The following is a 21,515-nucleotide window of genomic DNA, read 5'->3' on the forward strand; positions in this document are numbered from 1 at the left end:
CCGGCGCGGATCGCGCCGGCCGAGCCGACCCGCCGTACCGGCACGCGCTGAACCGCCGGGCACACGGCGCCGAACGATGCGGGACCGAAGGGGCCCGCCGACGCAAGGCCCCGCCGAGACGAGGCCTCCGCGGACCGGCTGCGGACCGCCGCCGGGGGCCGGGCGCGGCGGGCCGGGCGCGTGCCGGGCGCGTGCGGGCGAGGACGGACTCCGGGCCCGGCACCGTACGGCACCGAGCCCGGGACGGGACGGGACGAAACAAGACTGGACGGGACGGAGGTGGTCAGGCCCTGACCGGGCGTCCGGGTGCGGCGCCGGCCGCCGCCGTGGGAGCCGGGCCGGCGTCGCCGCAGACCACGAGCAGCGCGGTCGCGTGACCGAGCGCCTTGGTGTAGGCCTCGGCGGCTCGGGCGGCCGGTCCGCCGTTGACCACGAGGACGACCGCCTCGCGGCGGACCGGGCGGGCGAGCGCGGCGTCGGCGTAGAACACGTCGCCGCCCTCGGCGAGTTGCGCCCAGTAGCGCTGTTCGCCGAAGGACAGCTCGTGCTGCTGCCAGGGGTGCGCCCCGCCGACCGTCAGCACCAGGATCTCGCCCGGGTCGCGCCCGGAGTCGAGCAGCTGGTCGACCGCGTCGTCGGCGCGCTCGAGCGCCTGGGCGGGGGTGGCGGCGATCCGCCGGACCTCCACCTGCGGCGCGGCAGCGGCCGGGCGGCGTGGCGCCGGACCGGGCTTGGGGATCTGCGGCGGCGGACCGGGACGGGCGGCGCGCGGCGGGGCCGGGCGCGGAGGCGCCGGGCGGGGGCCGGGCACCGGAGCCGGGGCGGCGACGGTGGTGGGTACGGTGGCGGGCGCGCCGTTGGTGGCAGGCGCGCGGAGGGCTTGTGCGTCCGACTCGCGGGGGATTGGAACGCCGGGGCCCGGGAGGCTCTCGTGAATCTCCGACTCCTCGGGGAAGACAGGCATACCCGGATATCTATCAAATGCCGATCGAACGCGCACGGGCGCCCCACCCCTTGGGCGTCGGGCACCCACCGCGCCCACCCGGGGCAATTCCAGACGGACCGTCAGAAACCGAGCATCAGCTGTTCGTCGGCGGAGCCCCGGGCCTCGACCGCGTCCTCCCGGACGCGCTTGAGGTGGCGCCACTTCGGCAGTGCGTCCATGTACGCCCAGGAGACCCGGTGGTGCTCGGTGGGGCCGCGTTCCTCCAGCGCGGCGCGGTGCACGGGGGACGGGTAGCCGGCATTGTCGGCGAAGCCGTACTCCGGGCAGCCCTCGCCCAGTTCGGCCATCAGGCCGTCGCGGTGGACCTTGGCGAGCACCGAGGCGGCGGAGACGCAGATGCAGGACTGGTCGCCCTTGATCACCGTGCGCACCCGCCAGGGTCCGCCGAGGTAGTCGTGCTTGCCGTCCAGGATCACCGCGTCGGGTTCGACGGGCAGCGCCTCCAGTGCGCGGACGGCGGCCAGCCGCAGCGCCGCCGTCATGCCGAGCTCGTCGCACTCCTGCGGCGAGGCCTGGCCGACGGCGTACGCGGTGACCCAGTCGGCGAGGACCGGGGCGAGCGTGCGGCGGCGCAGTTCGGTCAGCAGCTTGGAGTCGGTCAGCCCTTCCGGCGCCTTGCGCAGGCCGGTGACGGCCGCGCCCACGGCGACCGGCCCGGCCCAGGCGCCGCGTCCGACCTCGTCCAGTCCGACGACGATCCTGGCGCCGGCCCGGCGGAGCGAGCGTTCGACGGAGTGCGTCGGCGGGACGATGGGCATGGCGGCTTCCGTTCAACTGGACAGCCTCCAGCCTAAGCCCGCCTCGCGATTGCCGAACCCGCCCGCACGACCGCCGAGCCCGAGCCCGAGCCCGATCCCGAGGCTGCCCGACTCCGCCTCCGCCCCGCGCTTGAATAGCACCGTCCCCGCCGTGACGCTCAGGGGCGGATCATCGGCTGCAGGACCTCGTCCACCAGCCTGGTGGCGAAGTCCGGCCCCAGGTCCTGGAATCCGCGGATCTTGGCCTGGAAGAGCAGCATCGCCGGGATGACGTCGGCGACGAGCGCGGTGGCCGCGCCGGGCCGGACGTCGCCGCGGTCGGCGCCGCGGCGGAGGATCGCCAGGATGGTCGCCGTGGTCGGCTCGATGACCCGGTCGTTGATGAAGCCCTTGAAGACCTCGGCCCGCTCCTGGTCGATCTCGGCCATCAGCGCGTGGAGGGCGGTGCCGACCCGGGAGGCCACCGCCGCCGTGAACTCCTCGATGAGCTGCAGGAGTTCGTCGCGGGCGGACCCGAGGTCCGGGGTGTCGTAAGGGCGTGGAAGAGTGGCGTCCAGGGCGTCGATGACGAGTTCGTCCTTGGATGCCCAGCGCCGGTAGAGCGCGGCCTTTCCGGTCCGTGCCGCTCCGGCGACCCCTTCCATGGTCAGCCGCGCGTATCCGCCGGAGGTGAGCTGGTCGAGCGCGGCCTCGAAGATCGCGTCCTCCAGTTCCTTGCCCCGCCGTCGTCCGGGCCGCGCCAACGCCTGGTGGGCGGCCCGCACCGGGCAGACGGCCGGCGTCACGCGCGTGGCCTCCGAGGCGGCCGGGACACCGAAGGCACCGGGGGAACCCGGCTGCCCCGCGGGCGGGGACGGCACCTCCGCCGCCTCTTCCACCGCTACTCCCACCGTCTCCGCCGCCGCCCGCTCCGCCATCGGCTCCGACGACCGCTCCGACGACCGCTCCACCATCGGCTCCGACGCCCGCTCCGACGACCGTCCCGCCGACCTGCCCGAAGACCTGCCCGACGACCGACCGGACCGGTCCGCCACCAGGCGCCGCACCAACCGCTCCATCGCCACCACCCTTAAGGAACGCTTGCGTTCACAATCAAGCCCAGGATATCGTCCCGGTTAGTGAACGATCCCGTTCCTTCCCGGCCCGCGCAAGCCCGCGCAGCGCCACAGCTGGATTCCGACGGTCCGCCGGGTCCACAGCACCGAGCACATAGCCAGCAGGGGGCACATTCGTGGCTATCTCCGACACGCTCAGCAAGAACTCACCACCGCAGGCCGGAAAGGGCCGGGGCAAGGGCATCACCCTGACCGTCATCGCGGCCACCCAGCTCATGGTGGTGCTCGACGCGACGATCGTGAACATCGCGTTGCCGCACATCAAGGACGCCCTGAACTTCTCGACCACCGACCTGTCGTGGGTCATCAACGCCTACACGCTGACCTTCGGCGGCCTGCTGCTGCTCGGCGGTCGCGCGGGCGACATCCTCGGCCGCCGACGGGTGTTCATCTTCGGCACCCTGCTGTTCGGCCTGGCCTCGCTGCTCGGCGGCTTCGCCCAGGACAGCGGCCTGCTGCTGGCCTCCCGAGCGCTCCAGGGCATCGGTGGCGCGATCTGCTCCCCGACGGCCTTCGCCCTGATCGCCACCAACTTCGAGGAGGGGCCGGAACGCAACAAGGCGTTCGGCGTCTTCTCGGCGGTGGCCGGCTCGGGCGCCGCGATCGGCCTGCTGGCCGGCGGCCTGCTCACCGAGTACCTGAACTGGCGCTGGGTGTTCTTCGTCAACGTGCCGATCGCGATCCTGATCGCGATCGCCGCGCCGCGCTACATCGCCGAGTCCGAGCGCCACCCGGGCCGTTTCGACCTGCCCGGCGCACTCGCCTCGACGCTCGGCCTGGTGGGCCTGGTGTACGGGTTCATCCGGGCCGCCTCGGACGGCTGGTCCGACAGCGTCACGCTCGGCTCCTTCGCGGCCGGCGCGATCCTGCTCGCCGCGTTCTTCGTCATCGAGAAGCGCACCGACCAGCCGATCACCCCGCTGCACCTGTTCGCCAACCGCAACCGCACCGGCGGCCTGGTGATGATGCTCTGCCTGGCCGCGGCCATGTTCGGCATCTTCTTCTACGTGGTGCTGTTCGTGCAGGGCCCGCTCGGCTACAGCCCGCTGAAGGCCGGCGTGTCCTTCCTGCCGATCAGCGTCGCGATCATCATCGCCGCGCAGATCGCCTCCACCTTCCAGGCCAAGTACGGTCCGAAGCCCTTCATGGCGGGCGGCGCGCTGCTGGTCACCATCGGCCTCACCTGGCTGACCCAGATGAGCGCGGACAGCGGCTACCTGGACGGGGTGCTCGGCCCCACGGTGGTGTTCGGCTTCGGCATGGGCCTGATCTTCGTCCCGGTGATGCTGCTCGCCGTCGCGGGCGTCCCGGGCGAGGAGACCGGCGCCGCCTCCGGCCTGCTGAACTCGATGCAGCAGATCGGCGGTTCGCTCGGCCTCTCGATCCTCACCACCGTCTTCGCGCACTACGCCACGGCCGAGGCCACCGCGCAGACGCCGGGATTCCTGAAGAGCGCGACGCCGGAGCAGCTGGCCTACCTCCAGCAGCACCACGAGTTCCCGCCGGGGACGGACGCCGCCAACACCGTCCTCACCCAGGGCATCTCGCACGGCTTCATCGTGGGCGCCGCACTCGCGGCGGCCGCCCTGCTGGTCTCGATCTTCGTGATCAAGGCCAAGGCAGGCGACCTGCCGAGCGGCGACTCCGCCGCCGTCGCGATGCACTGACGCCGGAACGACACCCAGGGCCGGCCGGGAGCACCACGCTCCCGGCCGGCCCTGCCGTTGGTCGGACACCCCGCCCGGGGCCGACTCCCCAAGGCGGGCCGAGCGCCAACCCCCGTCCGGCAGCGCCAACCCCCGTCCGTCAGCGCCGAACACCGCTCCGGCCGAGCTACCAGGCCTCGTACGCCAATCCCGCCCGGTCACAGGCCGTACGGCCGGTCTCCGCCGAGTCCTGCGGCGGCCGCTCCGCCAGGATCTGCCGGGCCCGGGCCACCGAGGCGCCGGTCGCGTACCAGGGCTTGGCGTCCCCGCCCAGGTCCTGCCGGACCAGCTGCAGCGCACAACTCCGCTGCGGCTCGGGCAGCCTGGCCAGGGCGGGCACCGCGTCCGCCGAGAGCGTGCGGACGTTGCGCAGGTCGATCGCGGCGCCGTGCGGGTCGGTCCGCAGCGCCTGCTCGTACCGGTGGACGTTCTGCTCGGCGACGATCGCGTCCGGGCCCATCAGCCCGTACACCGCGACGGTGAGCATCCCGCTGAGGAGGACGACGCGCGGCAGCCAGCCGGTGCGGCGGGTCAGCCCGGCGGCGATCAGCAGCACGAAGACGACACCCAGCCAGACCTCGACCACGAGCACCCAGAGCCGTAGCCGGGTGAGCCCGGACGCGTCGACGTAGAACCACATCCGGCCGAGCGCCGAGGCGACCACGGCCAGCGCGAGCACGCAGAGCAGGCCGAGCAGGATCCGCGCCACCCGGCGGTCGGTCACGGTGGTGCGCGGCGCCCAGCGCTTGGCGACCGCCACCACGACCAAGGTCAGCACGGTGATCACGCTCAGCTGCCAGAAGCCCTGCCGGGCGTACGCCGAGCGGCTCATCCCGGTGCTGCTCAGCACGGCGTCCGCGCCGCCGAGGACCACCACCGCCTGGAGCGCCGCGAAGACGCCGAACATCAGGTTGAGCGCGACCAGCGGCAGCGCCCACTCCAGCCGGCGGCGTTCCCGGCCCGGCCGGACCACCGTGCGGTCCCAGCGGCGAGGGCCGGCCGCGATGTGCGCGAATCCCAGGGCGGTCAGCGCCCCGAGTACGAACAGCACGGCGCGCACCGGGAGCTGGTCGAGGTCGAGGCTGGGGCTGAGGCTGCCCAGCAGGTCCGCCATGGCGGCGTCGGCGCTGGCGAACAGCAGGCCGAAGACGGTCAGGAGGGCGGCGGCGACCGCGAGCGCCTTGAGCACCGGCACCACCCGGCCGCGACCGGGCAGCGGCCGCCCCGCCAGGCCGTCCCGGACCCAGGCCACGGCAGGCACCGGCTGCCAGAGCAGGCCGGGCAGGGCGAGCAGCACGCCCGGCCAGCTGCGGCCGCCGTGCAGGGCCAGCGAGGCCAGGCCCAGCGCGCAGCCGGCGGAGAGGACGGCGGGCCACCCGGCGTCCCACCGGGCCGGAACGACGAGCAGCGCGAGGGCGAGCAGGCTCCAGGCGGCCGTCCAGGGCCGGATCCGGCGGCCCGCCGCACGGGCGGCGACGCCGGCCGCGACGGCGGTGGCGGCGCCGCACAGCAGCAGGTTGGCGCCCACGCCGTCGTAGAGCAGCCAGGCCGTCAGCAGGCCGGCGAGCAGGGCGAGCAGGAGGACTCGGGGCGTGGCTGCCGCCCGGCGCTCGGGGTCGCTGGGGCGCAGCCAGCCGGGGACCGTCGGCGCGGGCCGGCGGGGCGGCGTCCGGTGCGGGCCGGCGGTGCCGTGCGGGCCGGCCGTCCGGCTCCGGCCGGCGTCCCGGTACGGGGCGTACGGGTCGTCCGGGTCGTAGTCGGCCGTGCCTGGCGCACCGTGCGAGCCCTGCGAGCCCTGCGAGCCCTGCGAGCCCTGCGGCCCCTGCGAGCCAGCCGGGGCAGGCGTGGACAGACCGGGCATGAGTCCCCCTCAGTGGTCGGTGGGCATGCGGAGGCCGCCGTGGCGGCAGTCCGCCGACGGGCGCGCTCGGCACCCCCGTCGTTGCCGACTGTAGACCATTCTGAACGGGTTCAAAAGTTCGTTCTGAACGTGTTCAGAACGCGCTCACCTCGGATCAGCCCTTCACCGACCCGGCCAGCAGCCCCCGGACGAAGTACCGCTGCAGGCTGAAGAAGACGATCAGCGGCACGATGATCGACAGGAACGCCCCCGCCGTCAGCAGCTCCCAGCGCCCGCCGAGCGAGCCGGACAGCTGCGCCAGCCGCACCGTCATCGGCGCCACCTCGGGAGTGCCGCCCGCGAAGGTCAGCGCGACCAGCAGGTCGTTCCAGACCCACAGGAACTGGAAGATCGCGAACGAGGCCAGCGCCGGGGCGCTCAGCGGCAGCACGATCGAGCGGAAGATCTTGAAGTGCGAGGCGCCGTCCACCACCGCCGCCTCCATCAGGTCCCGCGGCAGCTGGGCGATGAAGTTGTGCAGCAGGAACACCGCGAGCGGCATCGCGAACATGGTGTGCGCCAGCCACACCGGCGCGTAGCTGCCCTTCAGGTCCACCGCCGGGACCAGCGTCAACGGGCCCAGGTGCGCTCCGGAGGCGAACAGCCGCAGCAGCGGGATCAGCGCCATCTGGAGCGGCACCACCTGCAGCGCGAACACCGTGAAGAACACCGCGTCGCTCCCCCGGAACCGCACCCAGGCCAGCGCGTAGGCCGCCATCGCCGCGAGCACCAGCGGGAAGACGGTCGCCGGGATGCTGATCGCCAGCGAGTTCACCAGGAACGGCAGCAGGCCGGTGGAGGCGCCGGAGCCGCCCTCGAACAGCACCGCGTGGTAGTTGCCGAGGCCGAAGTCCGGGTGGAGGAGGGCGTTCCACCAACCGCTGGACGTCACGTCCTGCTTGGGCCGCAGCGAGGTCACCAGCAGGCCCAGCGTCGGGACCGTCCAGAGCACCGTCACCGCGATCACGAACACCGAGGACAACGGGCTGCTGAAGGCCTTGCGGACCGGGTTGCCGGGGCCGCCGGGACTGCCGGGACCACCAGCCAGCCGGGCGGATGCCTTCGGGACGGACGCCGCCGGCGCTGACGCCTCCGGCGCGGACCCCTTCGGGTCGGAGGACTTCGGGTCGGAGGACTTCGGGTCGGAGGACTTCGGGTCGGAGGACTTCCGCTGCGCGCTCACCGCACCTCACGCTCCTTCCGCAGCTGCAGGATGTTGTAGGCCACCAGCGGCAGCACCGCGAGGAAGAGGATCACCGCGAGGGCGCTGCCCCGTCCCGAGTTGAACTGCACGAAGGACTGCGAGTACATCTCGTTGGCCAGCACCTGGGTGCCGAAGTTGCCACCGGTCATGGTGCGGACGATGTCGAAGGCCTTCAGCGTGATGATCATGACGGTGGTCAGCACCACCATCACCGTGGTGCGGATCATCGGCACGGTGACGTACCAGAACAGCCGCAGCCCGTTCGCGCCGTCCAGCCGGGCCGCCTCGACGACCTCGTCCGGGATCGCCTTGATCGCCGCCGACAGCACCACCATGGCGAAGCCGGTCTGCACCCAGACCATCACCGCCATCAGCAGGAACGTGTTCAGCGGCTGGGAGAGCAACCAGTTCGGCGGGTCGTCCCAGCCCACCGCGACGGCGAGTTGGCTGAGCAGGCCGATCTGCGGCTGCCCCGGCCCGCGCGACTCGTAGACGAACTTGAAGATGATCGAGGCGCCGACCAGCGAGATCGCCATCGGCATGAAGATCAGCGACTTGTACACCGACTGGCCGCGCATCCGGTCCACCAGCAGGGCGAGCGCCAGGCCCAGCCCGGTCGCGACCAGTGGCGCGACCACCAGCCACAGCAGGGTGTTGAGCAGCACCTTCTGGACCGAGTCGGTGCTGAGGGCCCAGCCGAAGTTCTCGCCGCCGACGAACCGGCTGCCGTCGTCGTTCTGCAGGCTCAGGTAGACCGTGCGGACCAGCGGCACCACCAGGCCGACGGCCAGCAGCAGCACCGCCGGGCCGAGGAAGACCGCGACCGCGAGCGGCCGGGCCAGGCGGCCCCGGGCCCGGCCGGCGATCAGGAAGACCACCAGCAGGATGCCGAGGAAGCCCGCGACGGCCCCGAAGGTGTTGCCGAACTTGACCGCCGCGTCGCCCCAGGAGCCGACCGCCAGTCTCTCGGTGGCCGACGCGGCGGCGGATGACGGGAATCCGGTTACGGACATGACCGTGCGTCCCTTCGGGTGCGGTGGGAAGGGGGCGGGCGGTGCGGGTGGGTGGCCCCGCACCGCCCTCGACAGGTGGTCCTGTGACACTCCGGAGCGGCCGGAGCGTCGGCTACTGCGGCCAGGCAGCGTCGATGTCGGCGGCGGTCTTCTGGATCGACTGCCCTTCGGCGAACCACGCGGTCAGCGACTTCCACTCCTGCCCGGCGCCGATCGCGGCCGGCATCAGGTCGGAGCCGTCGAAGCGGAAGGTGGCCGCCGGGTCGGTCAGCGCCTCGGCCGAGAGCTTGTCGATCGGGTCGGTGTACAGGCTCTTGTCGACGCCCTGGTTGGCCGAGACCCAGCCGCTCGCGGTCTTCACCCGGCTACTCGCCCAGTCGGAGCTGGACAGGTAGTTCTGCACCGCCTGCACCTCGGGCCGGTCGGAGAAGGCGGCCAGGAACTCGCCGCCGCCCTCGACCGGGTTGGCGACGGACGGGTTGACCGCCGGCAGGTGGAAGGCGAACACGTCCCCGTCCGGGCCGACCTTGGTGCCCTTGGGCCACTGCGCCTCGTAGAAGGAGGCCTGCTGCAGCATCAGGCACTTGCCGCTCAGGACGGGTGTGCCCGCGTCCTGGAAGGTGGTGGTGGCGATCGACTTCACGTCGCCGAAGCCCGCGTTGACCCAGGCCGGGTTCTGCATCCAGTCGGCGATCGTCTTCATCGCCGTGGTGATCTTCGGGTCGGAGAACTTCACCTGGTGGCCGACCCACTGGTCGTACACCTCGCCGCCGTAGGTGCCCAGCACCACCTCCTCCAGCCAGTCGGTGGCCGGCCAGCCGGTGGCCGTGCCGGAGGCGATGCCGCCGCACCAGGGCTTGGGGCCGCCGGCCTTGGCGATCCGGTCGCTGAGCGCCATCAGGTCAGCCCAGGTCTTGGGTGCCTCGTAGCCGGCCGCCTTGAAGGCCTTCGGCGAGTACCAGACCAGCGACTTCATGTTGGCGCTCATCGGCGCGGCGTAGAAGGTGCCGTTGACCGAGCCGTAGGTCTTCCAGACCGGGCTCCACTTGTCCTGGTTGGCGACGGTCTGGGCGGGGGGCTTCACCACCTTGCCGCTCTTGACCATCTGCGCCAGCAGGCCCGGCTGCGGGACGATCGCGAAGTCCGGGGCGTTGCCGCCGGCCACCCGGACCGGCAGCTGGGACTCGAAGTCGTTCGACCCCTCGTAGCTGATCTTGATCCCGGTGCACTTGCCGAACTCGGCCCAGGACTTCTCCAGGTTGTCCGACTCCGGGCTCAGGATGGAGGCGAACATCGTCACGGTCGTGCCCGAATGTCCGGCGTACGGCTGGTACTTGGCGCAGTCGCCGGACAGCGACTGGGTCGCGCCGCCGCCACCCGAACCGCCGGAGCTGTTGGAGCAGGCCGCGGTCAGCGCCAGTGCCGCCAGCAGGGCGGGTACGGCGACCAGTCGGCGGCGGGAACGCGGTTGCGGCGCGGTCGGGTTGGGGGTCAATGCGGTCTCCTCGCCAGGGCGTGCTGTCGACGGTGGCTGAACGAGATTGCGCTGTACCGGAGATGGGTCAAGGGGGTGGGGCTGCAGGGTGGGCCTACGGGGAGCACGGACGGGGGCCCGGACTGATCGAAGACGTTAACGCAGCAGCCGGTCCCCGCCAAGGTCCACGTTCGACCTTCACCAGCCGGTGTCCGGACCGTGACCCGCCACCAGCCGTTTTCCGGACGGCCGCCACCACAAGTCGAAGGCCGCGCCCGGGAACCCGGACGGGGCCGACGGCACGACGGCGGGTCAGAAACGCCGAGCCAGAGGCGCCGGTTCAGAACAGCCGGATCGGCAGCTCCAGCAGGCTGTTCACCACCAGCGACGGGCTCGGCCGCAGCTCGGCGTCCGGCACCGCGAGCGCCAGCTCCGGGAACCGCGCGAACAGCGCCGGCAGCGCGACCCCCGCCTCCAGCCGGGCCAGCGGCGAGCCCGGGCAGACGTGCGGGCCGTGGCCGAAGGACAGGTGCCGGGTCGGATCCCGGGTGATGTCGAACAGCTCCGCCGTCACCCCGTGCTGCAGCGGATCCCGGCCGATCGCGTTGTACGAGACCAGCACCGGCTCGCCGGCCGGGATCACCACCTCGCCGACCGGGACGTCCGCGGTGGTGAAACGGAACAGGAAGTTGCTGGTCGGCGGCGTCCAGCGGAGCGATTCCTCCACCACCGCGTCCCAGGGCACCTGCCCGGAGCGGGCCAGCTCCAGCTGGTCCGGGTGCGCCAGCAGCGCCCGCACCGCGTTGCCGATCAGGTTCACCGTGGTCTCGTGGCCGGCCGCGATGATCACCCGCAGGGTCGCCGCCGCCTCCGCGTCCGTCAGCGCCCCGCCCTCGGTGTCGGCCGCCAGCAGTGCGCTCGCCAGGTCTTCCCCAGGCGCCGAACGGCGTTGCGACACCAGGTCGTTGACGAAGGCGTTCAGCCCGGCGACGGTCGCCTGGATGCCCGCCGGGTCCGGCTTGATGCCGAAGAACCGCTCGTACAGGTCCCGCAGCACGCCATGGTCCGACTCGGGCACGCCCAGCAGGGAGCAGATCACCGTCATCGGCAGCGGGAAGGCGAAGGCCGCCTTCAGGTCCACCACCGGTTCCCCCGCCGCCAGGGCGTCCAGCAGCGCGCGGGTGGTCTCCTCGACGCGCGGCCGCATCAGCTCCACCCGCCGGGGGGTGAAGGCCTGCGCGACCAGTGCCCGCAGCCGGCGGTGTTCGGCGCCGTCCGTGGTCACCATGCTCGGGCCGGGCACCGCCAGGCCGATCAGCGGCCAGGTCTTCGGCACCTCGCCGCGCTGGTAGGCCGCCCAGTGCGCGGCGTCCTTCACCAGCCGGCCGTCCGTCAGCAGTTCGCGCGCGGCCGCGTGCCGGGTCACCGCCCAGGCGGCGACCCCGCCGGGCAGCTCGACCGGCACCGCCGGGCCGGCGGCCCGCAGCAGGGCTCCCTCGGCCGCGCTGTCGCGGGCCAGCGGGTCGAGGACGATCGGTGCCCCGGTCGAGGCCGCGGCTGATGTCGGGGCCGGAGCTGGAGCTGGAGCCGGTGCTGGGGCCGAAGCGGCGCTCATCGGCAACCCTCCTTCGGCCGACGGGCGTTGACGGGTCACGCCGCCTGCCCCGGGGTGAACGAGACCGGCAGCGCCACCAGCCCGCGCACCCAGGCCGACGGCCGCCACACCAGCGCGTGCTCGGCCACCGCCAGCCGCAGGTCCGGCAGCCGGTCCAGCAGCACCTCGATCGCGGTGGTGGCGATCACCTCCGCCGCCTCCTGGGCCGGGAACGGGCAGCCGTGCTCGCCGTACGAGTAGCTCAGGTGCGCCCGGTTGCCCTCGGCCGGCCGGCCGTCGGGCTGCCGGACCGACGGGTCCGCGTTGGCCCCGGCGAAGCCCAGCAGCAGCAGGTCGCCCGCACCGATCCGCTGACCGCCCAGCTGGGTGTCCCGCACCGCCCAGCGCCCGGCGAAGATCTGCGTCGGGGTGTCCTCCCACAGCGCCTCGTTCAGCGCCTGGCTGATGCTGCGCCGGCCCCCGGCCAGCGAGGCGGCGAACCGCTCGTCGGTGAGCATCAGCCGCAGCGCGTTGGAGATCCAGTACGAGCAGGGCTGGTGGCCAGCGATCAGCAGCACCCGCAGGTCGCGCATCACCTCGTCGTGGGTCAGCCCGGCCGGGTGTGCCAGCATCCGGGAGGCCACGTCGGCACCGGGGCGCTCGGCCTTCTCCTCGACGAGGGCGAGCATCAGCTCCAGCAGCCGCTGTGCCCCGGCCGGCGCGTCCGGGCCGCCGTCCAGCATGGCCAGCAGTGCCGCGATCAGCTGCGGCGCCTGCTCCTCGTCCAGCCCGAGCACCCGGCACAGCACCAGCAGCGGCATCCGGTTCGCGAACTCGGCGACCAGGTCGGCCTCGCCGCGCCCGGCGAACTCGTCGATCAGCCGGTCGGCGATCTCCTCCGCGTGCTTGCGCAGCTCGTAGGGGTCGATTCCGGCCAGGGAGTCGGTGACCGCACGCGAGCGCCGGACGTGCTCCTCACCCTCGGCGTACAGGACCGACGGGACGGGCGCCATCATCGGCCTCAGCGGCCAGTCCTCGGGCAGCGTCTCCCAGGCGTGCCAGCGGCTGGAGTCGCGGCCGAACAGCTGCGGCTGTCCGGTCACCAGCTGCAGCTCGCGGTAGCCGATGACCAGCCAGGCGCGCACGCCGCCGGCCAGCTCGACCGGGGCGACCGGGCCGTGTGCGGCGCGCAGCTCGCGGTAGAGCTGGGCCGGATCGGTCTGGAAGCGCGGCCCGTACAGCGGCGTGGCGGCGGCGTGCGCCGGGCAGCCCGGCGGCGGGGTGGCGGCGGGCTCGGTCACGGGGTGCTCTCCTCGTACATCGACGGTGCGGGGGCAGCCATTTCGGCCTCGGCCAGGGCGGTCAGATGGTGGACCAGGTCGATCAGCACCCGCTTGCCGGACTCGCGGTCGCGCGCGTCGCAGTCCACCAGCGGCACCCCGGCCGACAGGTCCAGCGCCTCGCGGACCTGCTCCAGGCTGTGGGTCGGCTCGCCGAAGTTGTTGCGGGCCACGATGAACGGGGTGCCGTGGTGCTCCAGCCGGTCGATCGCGTACCAGGACTCCTCCAGCCGCCGGGTGTCCACCAGGACGACCGCGCCGAGAGCGCCGCTGAACAGGCGGTCCCAGAGGAACCAGAAACGTTCCTGCCCGGGCGCGCCGAACAGGTACAGCACCTGGCGCTCGGAGAGGGTGATCCGGCCGAAGTCGAAGGCGACCGTGGTGGAGCGCTTGCCCCAGGCACCGGCCGGGTCGATGCCCTCCCCCGCCCGGGTCATCACCTCCTCGGTGTTCAGCGGACGGATCTCGCTGACCGAACCGACCAGCGTGGTCTTGCCGACCCCGAAGCCGCCGACCACGACGATCTTCAGCGCGTTGTCGGCCGTCGCCCGCAGCGGGGTGCGCCCGACGGCGGGCCCGACGTCGGAACCGTTCGCGACCGGATCAGAGCCGTTCACGGCCGGGCCGGCGCCGTTCGCGGCCGGATCAGAGCCGTTGGAGGCCATGCAGCACCTGCTTCAGCGTGTCGAGGTCGGGCAGCCGGGCCTTGTTCGGCGCGAACCGGGGATGGCGGGCGGTGACCGCCCCGGACTCCAGCAGGTCACCGAGCAGGATCTTCACCACCGAGACGGGCAGCGCCAGCTCCGCCGCCACCTCCACCACGGCGGTCGGGGCCTCGCACATCCGCAGGATCCGGGCGTGCTCCGACTGCATCCCCGACGCCGGCCGCCGCTCGGCGACGATCAGGGTGACCAGGTCGAAGGCGTTCTCCGGGGCGCGGCTACGACCCCGGGTGATGGTGTAGAGGCGGTCCGGGTCGTCGTCGCGGCCCGGCAGCACCGGCCCGGCGGTCATGCCCGGGCGCTCTCTCGCGGCGCGGTGCCCACCTCGTCCGGATCGGCCTGCGCGCTGCGGGCCGGCGCGCTGAGGTGGACGCCGATCTGCTCGATCAGGCCGTGCATGTTGTGGCCGACCACGCCGACGTCCGCCTCCTCGTCCGTGACCACCGCCAGGTGCGCTCCCTCGCCGGCCGCCACGATGCACAGGATGCCGCCGTGGAACTCGGTCATCGACTGCCGGACGCCGCCGCTGCCGTCGCCGAACTCGATCGAGGCGCCGTGCGCCAGGCTCTGCAGGCCGGAGGCGATCGCGGCCAGCTGATCGGCCTGGTCGGTGCTCAGCCCGGCGGTGTGGCAGAGCTTGAGGCCGTCGGCGGAGAGCACCAGCGCGTGCCGGGCGCCGGGGGTTGCCGCCAGCAGGTTTTCCAACAGCCAGTCGAGGTCACGGTCGGTGGCGCTGCTCATCGGGAGTCCTTCTCGGTGACGGGGGAAGCGTCGGGCGTGGTGTCTGTACCGGTGCCTGTGTCTGTACGGGAGCCTGTGTCTGTGCCGGTGCCCATGCCGGTGTCCGTGGTCGGCGTCCCGGTGGCGCGCTGCGCGACCTCCAGGGGACGGGCGGCGGCCCGTCGGAACGCGCCGAACCGGGCGGCCGCCACCGCCGCGTCGGCGCGTACGGGCTTCGCCGCCGGGGCCGTCGCCGGGGCGGTGGTGGCCATCGTCTGGCCGCGACGGCGCTGCGGCAGGCCGCTGTCGGTCATCGGCGCGGACGCGGGCGGCAGCTGAGCGGGAACGGCGGGAACAGCGGGAACCGGCCGCGCGGGAGCCGGGCGCGCGGGAGCCGGGCGCGCGGGAGCCGGGCGCGCGGGAGCCGGGCGCGCGGGAGCCGGGCGCGCGGGGGCGAGCGCGGGGCGTACGGGCTCCGCGACCGGCGCCTGCGTCAGGACGGGCGCCGTCGCGGGCTCCGGAGCCGGATGCGAGAGCAGCTGCTGCGGGATCAGCATCACCACCCCCGTACCGCCGCGCGCCGACGGCCGGAAGGAGATCTGCAGCCCGTGCTTGCGCGCCAGCGAGCCGACCACCGCGAGCCCCAGCCGGGTGCCGGCGGAGAGCGTGGTGAGGTCGAGCGGCTCGGCGCAGACGGCCCGTTCGGCCCGGCGCAGCCAGCTGTCGCTCAGGCCGAGGCCGCTGTCCTCGACGGTGACCGCCAGCCCGGCGGACACCTCCTCGACGTAGACGTGCACCTCGGCCGGCGGGGCGGAGAAGTTGGTGGCGTTGTCGAGCAGTTCGGCCAGCGCGTGCATGACGCCCTCGGCGGCGTACCCGGCGACGGCGGCGGTGCTGGCGTTGTGCAGCCGCACCCGCTGGTAGGCGCCGATCCGGCCGAGCGCGCCGCGCAGCACCGACTCCACCGCGATCGGCTTGGCCCAGCGGCGGCCCGAGCGGGCGCCGGTGAGCACCGCGATGCTGTCGGCCATCCGGCCCGCCTGGGCGGTCGCGTGGTCCAGGCGCAGCAGGTCGCCGAGGACCTCCTCGTCGTGCCGGTGCTGCATCTCGCGCAACTCGGCGTGCATGCTCGTGGCCAGCGCCTGCACGCGCCCGGCGGCGGTCGCGCAGACCGCGAGCGCGGCGGCCCGCAGCCGCTCGCCCCGGCCGATCTCCTCGCCGACGGCGCGCAGCAGCGCGTACTGGGGGTGCTTGCGGTGCGCGGCCAGCGCGCTGTCCACGGCCGCGCCGGCGCGCAGCTTCTTCACCACCTCGGGCAGGACGCCGTCGGCGATCCGGTCCAGTTCGGCGCGCTCGGCCTCGGCCCGTGCCCGGGCCGCCTCCGCCTCGGCCCGCTCGGCGTCCAGTTCGGCTCGGACCCGGGTCAGCTCGGCGTGCCCGGCGGTGACATCCGTCTCGGCCCGGGCCTGCTGCCGGCGGGCGGCGTCCCGCTCGCTCAGCGCGGCGGTGGCGCGTTCTTCGGCGGCTGTCGCGGCCTGCCGCGCGGAGGCGGCGGCGGCCAGCGCCGTCGTGGTCTCCCGGTGCTGCGCGGCCAGTTCCTCGGCGAGGGTGCGGGAGCGCTCGGCGCCGATCGCCGCGAGGCCGACGGCGATCAGCCAGAGCACCGCGACGGCGCCCACCGCGAGCGCGGTGAGCGGCTGGTGCGCGCCCAGTGCCCGGGTGATGCCGACGGGTGCGGCGGCCAGCGCCAGCAGGACGGCGGCCGCCGTCAGGGCGGCGGTGCGCGACGCGGGCCGTCGGCGCGGCCGCCCGTCGGGGCTGGTGGCTTCTCTCATCGGTGCGGTCCTCGGCAACGTCGGCGGGCGGCGGCGGCACGGCGGGCGGCGGGTCGGCGACGGCCGGGACCGTCGACAACCGGTCGGGGCGCATACGAGACCGCCCGGCGACGTCAGGGAACGTCTCCGGGCAGCTGATCGGTTCACCCTTTCGGCCGATCATATCGATTCAGACATTGCCCTCAAGCGGACAATTGACGGCCAATCTCCTTGCTTCACGCCGCACACACCGATTGGCGACGCAACCGCCGCACCGTCCGGGGCCGGCGTCCGGGGCCGTTGTCCGGGGCCGGCGTCCGGGGCCGGCGTCCGGGGCCGGCGTCCGGGGCCGGCGATCAGGCCAGCGCCCCCTCGACCGCCTGCCGCACGGCCTTCAGGTCCAGCCCGTGGTCGGTGACCACCCGCACGCCGAGCCCCTCCCCCTCGCGGATCACCCCGAGCAGCAGGTGCCCCACGGCGATGTGACCGGACTTCAGCCGCAGCGACTCGCGCAGTGACAGCTCCAGCGCCTTCCTGGCCCGGGAGGTGAAGGGCACGCGGCCGCCCTGCCCGGCCTGCCCGCCGGAGCGGAACCAGCCGCGGCCCTTGGGCTCCTCCTCGGGCGGCGCGTCCAGCGCCCCCTTGCCGAACGCCGACTCGACCGCCTCCCGCACAGCGTCCAGGTCGACTCCGATCGCGGCCAGCGCCTGGGCGTCGTCGCCCCGCCCGTGCAGCCGGAGGACCGCCTGCCGGGCCGCCGCATGGTCCAGGCCCAGCCCGATCAGGACGCCGGCGGCCGGATCATCCGGCTGGGCCAGGATCGCCAGCAGCAGGTGTTCCGTCCCGATGTGGCCGTGCCGCAGGTCCCTGGCCTCCTGCTGGGCCGTGACCACCACGTGCCGTGCCTGGTGGTCGAAACGCTCGAACATGGTTCAGCCTCCATCCTGGTCCTTGCCGGGCCCCCGTCGGGCGTACTTCTTGTGCACCGCCTGCCTGGTCACTCCGAGGCAGACCGCGATGTCCTGCCACGACCAGCCCCGCGACCGGGCGCTGCCCACCTGCAGGGCCTCCAGGCGGTCCGCCAGGTCGCGCAGCGCGCGGACCGCCCGGAGCCCCACCGCGGGGTCACGACTGCTCGCCGCGGCCGCGAGTTCTCCGCTCTCGCTCATGGTGTCAACTCTGGTTGACATTCGGACGAATGTCAACCCTGGTTGACACCACCTTGGCGGCCGAACCGCGCGCGGCCCTCGGCCGCCCGCCCCGGAACGCGAAAAGCGGGGCGAGGACCGTGAAGTCCTCGCCCCGCTTCAGGAGTTCACCTCATGAGGCGAACACCGGGATCGTCAGCTGCAGCCGCTGGTGGAGCCGCAGCCCTCGCAGAGGTAGCAGCTGCCGGCGCGGCGCATCTTGGTGCCGCAGGAGAAGCAGAGCGGCGCGTCGGCGTTGAGGCCGAGCTGGATCTCCATCAGCTCCGTGGAGTTGTGGGCCTGCTTCGGAGCCGGCTTGGGCGCCTCGACGGCCGGAGTCGCGGCCGGGGCCGGCTTGGCGGCCGCCGGGGCCACCGGGGCCGACTGGGCCAGGGCCTCGGTGTCGAGCTCCTCGGCCTCCAGCGGCTCGTACGAGCCGGTGTCCAGGTGGCGCTGGCGCTCGTCGACGGAGTGGATGCCGAGCGCCGAGCGGGTCTCGAACGGCAGGAAGTCCAGCGCCAGGCGGCGGAAGATGTAGTCGACGATCGACTGCGCCATCCGCACGTCCGGGTCGTCTGTCAGGCCGGCCGGCTCGAAGCGCATGTTGGTGAACTTCGAGACGTAGGTCTCCAGCGGCACGCCGTACTGCAGGCCGACGGAGACGGCGATCGAGAAGGCGTCCATCATGCCCGCGAGGGTCGAGCCCTGCTTGGACATCTTCAGGAAGACCTCGCCGAGGCCGTCGTCCGGGTAGGAGTTGGCGGTCATGTAGCCCTCGGCGCCACCGACCGTGAAGGAGGTGGTGATGCCCGGACGGCCCTTGGGCAGGCGCTTGCGGACCGGGCGGTACTCGACGACCTTCTCGACCACGGCGGCCGGGGCCTCCGCGGCCTTGGTCTCGGATTCCTTCTTCTTGGCCGAGAGCGGCTGGCCGACCTTCGAGTTCTCGCGGTAGATGGCGAGCGCCTTGACGCCCATCTTCCACGCCTCGAAGTAGATCTCCTCGACGTCCTCGACGGTCGCGGCGGCGGGCATGTTCACCGTCTTGGAGATGGCGCCGGAGATCCACGGCTGGATCGCCGACATCATCCGCACGTGCCCCATCGGCGAGATGGAGCGCTCGCCCATCGCGCAGTCGAACACCTCGTAGTGCGCGGACTTCAGGCCCGGCGCGTCCACCACGTTGCCGTGCTCGGCGATGTGGGCGACGATCGCCTCGATCTGCTCGTCCTGGTAGCCGAGGCGCTCGAGGGCGCGCGGGACGGTGCCGTTGACGATCTGCATCGAGCCGCCGCCGACGAGCTTCTTGAACTTGACCAGGGCCAGGTCGGGCTCGACGCCGGTGGTGTCGCAGTCCATCATCAGGCCGATGGTGCCGGTCGGAGCGAGGACCGAGGCCTGGGCGTTGCGGAAACCGTTCTGCGCGCCGACGCGCAGGACGTCCTGCCAGGTCTTGTTGGCCGCCAGCCAGACCGGGGCGTCCAGTTCGTCCAGCGACACGGCGTCGAGCGAGGCGTCCGCGTGCTGCTTCATGACGCGCTGGTGGGCGGCCGCGTTGCGGGCGTAGCCCTCGTACGGGCCGACGACGCCGGCGAGTTCGGCGCCGCGGCGGTAGGCGGTGCCGGTCATCAGCGAGGTGATGGCGCCGGCCAGGGCGCGGCCGCCCTCGCTGTCGTAGGCGTGGCCGGTGGCCATCAGCAGGGCGCCGAGGTTGGCGTAGCCGATGCCGAGCTGGCGGTAGGCGCGGGTGGTCTCGCCGATCTTCTCGGTGGGGAAGTCGGCGAAGCAGATGGAGATGTCCATCGCGGTGATGACCAGCTCGACGACCTTGGCGAAGCGCTCGGCGTCGAACACGTCGCTGCCGTCGGACGCGGTGTCGTCGCTCAGGAACTTCATCAGGTTGAGCGAGGCGAGGTTGCAGCTGGAGTTGTCCAGGTGCATGTACTCGGAGCAGGGGTTGGACGCGTTGATGCGGCCGGACTCCGGGCAGGTGTGCCAGTGGTTGATGGTGGAGTCGTACTGGATGCCGGGATCGGCGCAGGCCCAGGCGGCCTCGGCCATCTTGCGGAACAGCTTCTTGGCGTCGACGGTCTCGATGACCTCGCCGGTCATCCGGGCGCGCAGGCCGAATTCGGTGCCGTTCTCGACGGCGGTCATGAATTCGTCGTTCACGCGGACCGAGTTGTTGGCGTTCTGGTACTGGACGGAGGCGATGTCGTCCCCGCCGAGGTCCATGTCGAAGCCCGCGTCGCGCAGGGCGCGGATCTTCTCCTCCTCCTTCACCTTGGTCTCGATGAAGGCCTCGACGTCGGGGTGGTCGACGTCGAGGACGACCATCTTGGCCGCGCGGCGGGTGGCGCCACCGGACTTGATGGTGCCGGCCGAGGCGTCGGCGCCGCGCATGAAGGAGACCGGGCCGGAGGCGTTGCCGCCGGAGGAGAGCAGTTCCTTGGAGGAGCGGATCCGGGAGAGGTTGAGGCCGGCGCCGGAGCCGCCCTTGAAGATCATGCCCTCTTCCTTGTACCAGTCGAGGATCGACTCCATGGAGTCGTCGACGGACAGGATGAAGCAGGCGCTGACCTGCTGGGGCTGCTTGGTGCCGACGTTGAACCAGACCGGCGAGTTGAAGCTGAACACCTGGTGGAGGAGGGCGTAGGTCAGCTCGTGCTCGAAGACGTCGGCATCGTCCGTGGTGGCGAAGTAGCCGTGCTTCTCGCCGGCGGCGCGGTAGGTGAGCACCACGCGGTCGATGATCTGCTTGAGGCTCCACTCGCGCTGCGGGGTGCCGACGGCGCCGCGGAAGTACTTGGACGTGACGATGTTGACGGCGTTGACCGACCAGAAGTCGGGGAACTCGACGCCGCGCTGCTCGAAGTTGACCGACCCGTCACGCCAGTTGGTCATGACGACGTCACGCCGCTCCCAGCGGACCGCGTCGTACGGGTGCACGCCAGGAGTGGTGTGGATGCGTTCCATCCGCAGGCCGCCCTTGGGGGCCTTGGCGCCCTTGCCCGTGGCCTTGTCGGACTTCGACCCGCGTGCGGAACCGCTCGTGGTGTCTGTCACTTCTCGCTCCTCCTCCTGGGCAAACGCCCGAAGTGCCCGGAAAAGTCCGGGCACCGCTGGTTCGTTCTTCCGGTGTGCGGGCAGGCGGGGACGCTGCCTGCTTACGCACGGTTTGTAGTGTTCTGCGCCCCGTTTCCGGGCACGCCGGGGCCCCGTGGGGCCGATGTGGTGCGGCTGGGCCCGCTCGGGGGCCGGTACGCCGGCGCCTCCTAGGGGGCGGCGGCGGAGACGGACACGCAGGCGTCGTCCGTCTCGGGGGTGCGGGGCCGTTCCACGCGGAGTTCCGCGATGGCGGCCTCGAAGTCTTCCAGTCCGTCGTACGCCTGGTACACGCTGGCGAACCGCAGGTAGGCGACCACGTCGAGTTCCTTGAGCGGGCCGAGTATGGCCAGCCCGACGTCGTGGGTGGTCAGCTCGGCGTTCCCGCTGGCGCGCACGCACTCCTCGACCCGCTGGCCGAGCTGGGCCAGCGCGTCCTCGGTGACCGGGCGGCCCTGGCAGGCCTTGCGGACGCCGGTGATGACCTTCTGCCGGGAGAACGGCTCGGTGACGCCGCTGCGCTTGACGACCATCAGCGCCGCCGTCTCCACCGTGGTGAAGCGGCGACCGCAGTCCGGGCACTGCCGACGACGGCGGATACAGCTGCCGTCCTCGGTGGTCCGGCTGTCGACAACGCGGCTGTCGGAGTGCCGGCAGAAGGGGCAGTGCACCTCGGGATCCCTCCCTGGCAGAACGTTCGGACGTGTTGAGTCTATGCGATGCGCCCCCGGCCTCGGCAAGCTGATCATGCGGCGCGACCACTAGTACTGGGCACGGAGAGGACTGTAGCCACTACATGTAGGCCTCCGGGGGAAGCGACACCCCTGGCGTGTCGGCGCCGATTAGACTGCCTGAGT

Annotated in this window: 18 protein-coding genes; 1 reads left to right on the forward strand and 17 read right to left on the reverse strand. The window is 72.8% G+C overall.

Features of this window, described 5'->3' with window-relative positions:
- Positions 1-283 precede the first annotated feature (283 nt).
- From AC0B61_RS27140 to AC0B61_RS27150, 3 genes are all read right to left on the reverse strand, one after another.
- Positions 284-964: a hypothetical protein gene (locus AC0B61_RS27140; RefSeq protein WP_471743488.1), complete on the reverse strand. Its 681-nt coding sequence runs from the start codon at positions 962-964 to the stop codon at positions 284-286.
- A gap of 101 nt (positions 965-1,065) precedes the next feature.
- On the reverse strand, positions 1,066-1,764 hold the full coding sequence (locus tag AC0B61_RS27145; protein WP_471743490.1) for a ribonuclease HII: 699 nt from the start codon (positions 1,762-1,764) through the stop codon (positions 1,066-1,068).
- A gap of 158 nt (positions 1,765-1,922) precedes the next feature.
- Positions 1,923-2,549 (reverse strand): TetR/AcrR family transcriptional regulator, encoded by a 627-nt coding sequence (locus tag AC0B61_RS27150; protein WP_471743492.1) that lies wholly within the window; start codon positions 2,547-2,549, stop codon positions 1,923-1,925.
- Between the two features lie 446 nt (positions 2,550-2,995).
- Here AC0B61_RS27150 and AC0B61_RS27155 point away from each other — a divergent pair, with 446 nt between their 5' ends.
- Positions 2,996-4,546: an MFS transporter gene (locus tag AC0B61_RS27155; RefSeq protein WP_471743493.1), complete on the forward strand. Its 1,551-nt coding sequence runs from the start codon at positions 2,996-2,998 to the stop codon at positions 4,544-4,546.
- A 166-nt stretch (positions 4,547-4,712) separates the two neighbouring features.
- On the opposite strand, the gene AC0B61_RS27160 is transcribed toward AC0B61_RS27155, so the two are convergent.
- The 14 genes from AC0B61_RS27160 to nrdR all read right to left on the reverse strand — a co-directional run bounded on the left by AC0B61_RS27160 (position 4,713) and on the right by nrdR (position 21,329).
- Positions 4,713-6,446, reverse strand: a complete 1,734-nt coding sequence (locus tag AC0B61_RS27160; RefSeq protein WP_471743495.1) for a DUF4153 domain-containing protein — start codon at positions 6,444-6,446, stop codon at positions 4,713-4,715.
- 154 nt (positions 6,447-6,600) lie between these two features.
- Complete coding sequence (locus AC0B61_RS27165) at positions 6,601-7,668, reverse strand: carbohydrate ABC transporter permease (protein ID WP_471743497.1); 1,068 nt, start codon at positions 7,666-7,668, stop codon at positions 6,601-6,603.
- On the reverse strand, positions 7,665-8,702 hold the full coding sequence (locus tag AC0B61_RS27170) for a carbohydrate ABC transporter permease (RefSeq protein ID WP_471743499.1): 1,038 nt from the start codon (positions 8,700-8,702) through the stop codon (positions 7,665-7,667). Before AC0B61_RS27170 ends, AC0B61_RS27165 begins: the two co-directional genes overlap by 4 nt.
- Positions 8,703-8,814: 112 nt before the next feature.
- The gene (locus tag AC0B61_RS27175; RefSeq protein WP_471743500.1) at positions 8,815-10,197 is read right to left on the reverse strand and encodes an ABC transporter substrate-binding protein; all 1,383 of its coding nucleotides are present in this window, start codon (positions 10,195-10,197) and stop codon (positions 8,815-8,817) included.
- A 319-nt stretch (positions 10,198-10,516) separates the two neighbouring features.
- Positions 10,517-11,791 carry a cytochrome P450 family protein gene (locus tag AC0B61_RS27180; RefSeq protein WP_471743502.1) on the reverse strand — a complete coding sequence of 425 codons (1,275 nt, stop codon included), beginning with the start codon at positions 11,789-11,791 and terminating at the stop codon, positions 10,517-10,519.
- A gap of 35 nt (positions 11,792-11,826) precedes the next feature.
- Positions 11,827-13,071, reverse strand: a complete 1,245-nt coding sequence (locus AC0B61_RS27185; protein WP_471743504.1) for a cytochrome P450 — start codon at positions 13,069-13,071, stop codon at positions 11,827-11,829.
- Positions 13,068-13,775: a GTP-binding protein gene (locus AC0B61_RS27190; protein ID WP_471743506.1), complete on the reverse strand. Its 708-nt coding sequence runs from the start codon at positions 13,773-13,775 to the stop codon at positions 13,068-13,070. Before AC0B61_RS27190 ends, AC0B61_RS27185 begins: the two co-directional genes overlap by 4 nt.
- The gene (locus tag AC0B61_RS27195) at positions 13,756-14,124 is read right to left on the reverse strand and encodes a DUF742 domain-containing protein (protein ID WP_471743508.1); all 369 of its coding nucleotides are present in this window, start codon (positions 14,122-14,124) and stop codon (positions 13,756-13,758) included. The genes AC0B61_RS27190 and AC0B61_RS27195 overlap by 20 nt, the downstream gene beginning before the upstream one ends.
- Complete coding sequence (locus tag AC0B61_RS27200) at positions 14,121-14,573, reverse strand: roadblock/LC7 domain-containing protein (RefSeq protein ID WP_471743510.1); 453 nt, start codon at positions 14,571-14,573, stop codon at positions 14,121-14,123. Before AC0B61_RS27200 ends, AC0B61_RS27195 begins: the two co-directional genes overlap by 4 nt.
- The gene (locus AC0B61_RS27205; RefSeq protein ID WP_471743511.1) at positions 14,570-16,387 is read right to left on the reverse strand and encodes a sensor histidine kinase; all 1,818 of its coding nucleotides are present in this window, start codon (positions 16,385-16,387) and stop codon (positions 14,570-14,572) included. The genes AC0B61_RS27200 and AC0B61_RS27205 overlap by 4 nt, the downstream gene beginning before the upstream one ends.
- 335 nt (positions 16,388-16,722) lie before the next feature.
- Positions 16,723-17,295 (reverse strand): Clp protease N-terminal domain-containing protein, encoded by a 573-nt coding sequence (locus AC0B61_RS27210; RefSeq protein ID WP_471743513.1) that lies wholly within the window; start codon positions 17,293-17,295, stop codon positions 16,723-16,725.
- Between the two features lie 3 nt (positions 17,296-17,298).
- Positions 17,299-17,535 (reverse strand): RNA polymerase subunit sigma-70, encoded by a 237-nt coding sequence (locus tag AC0B61_RS27215; protein ID WP_471743515.1) that lies wholly within the window; start codon positions 17,533-17,535, stop codon positions 17,299-17,301.
- Between the two features lie 174 nt (positions 17,536-17,709).
- Complete coding sequence (locus AC0B61_RS27220; RefSeq protein ID WP_471743517.1) at positions 17,710-20,619, reverse strand: vitamin B12-dependent ribonucleotide reductase; 2,910 nt, start codon at positions 20,617-20,619, stop codon at positions 17,710-17,712.
- 209 nt (positions 20,620-20,828) lie between these two features.
- Positions 20,829-21,329 (reverse strand): transcriptional regulator NrdR, encoded by a 501-nt coding sequence (nrdR, locus tag AC0B61_RS27225; RefSeq protein WP_471743519.1) that lies wholly within the window; start codon positions 21,327-21,329, stop codon positions 20,829-20,831.
- Between the last annotated feature and the right edge of the window lie 186 nt (positions 21,330-21,515).

Source organism: Kitasatospora sp. NPDC023385 (genome assembly GCF_055664045.1).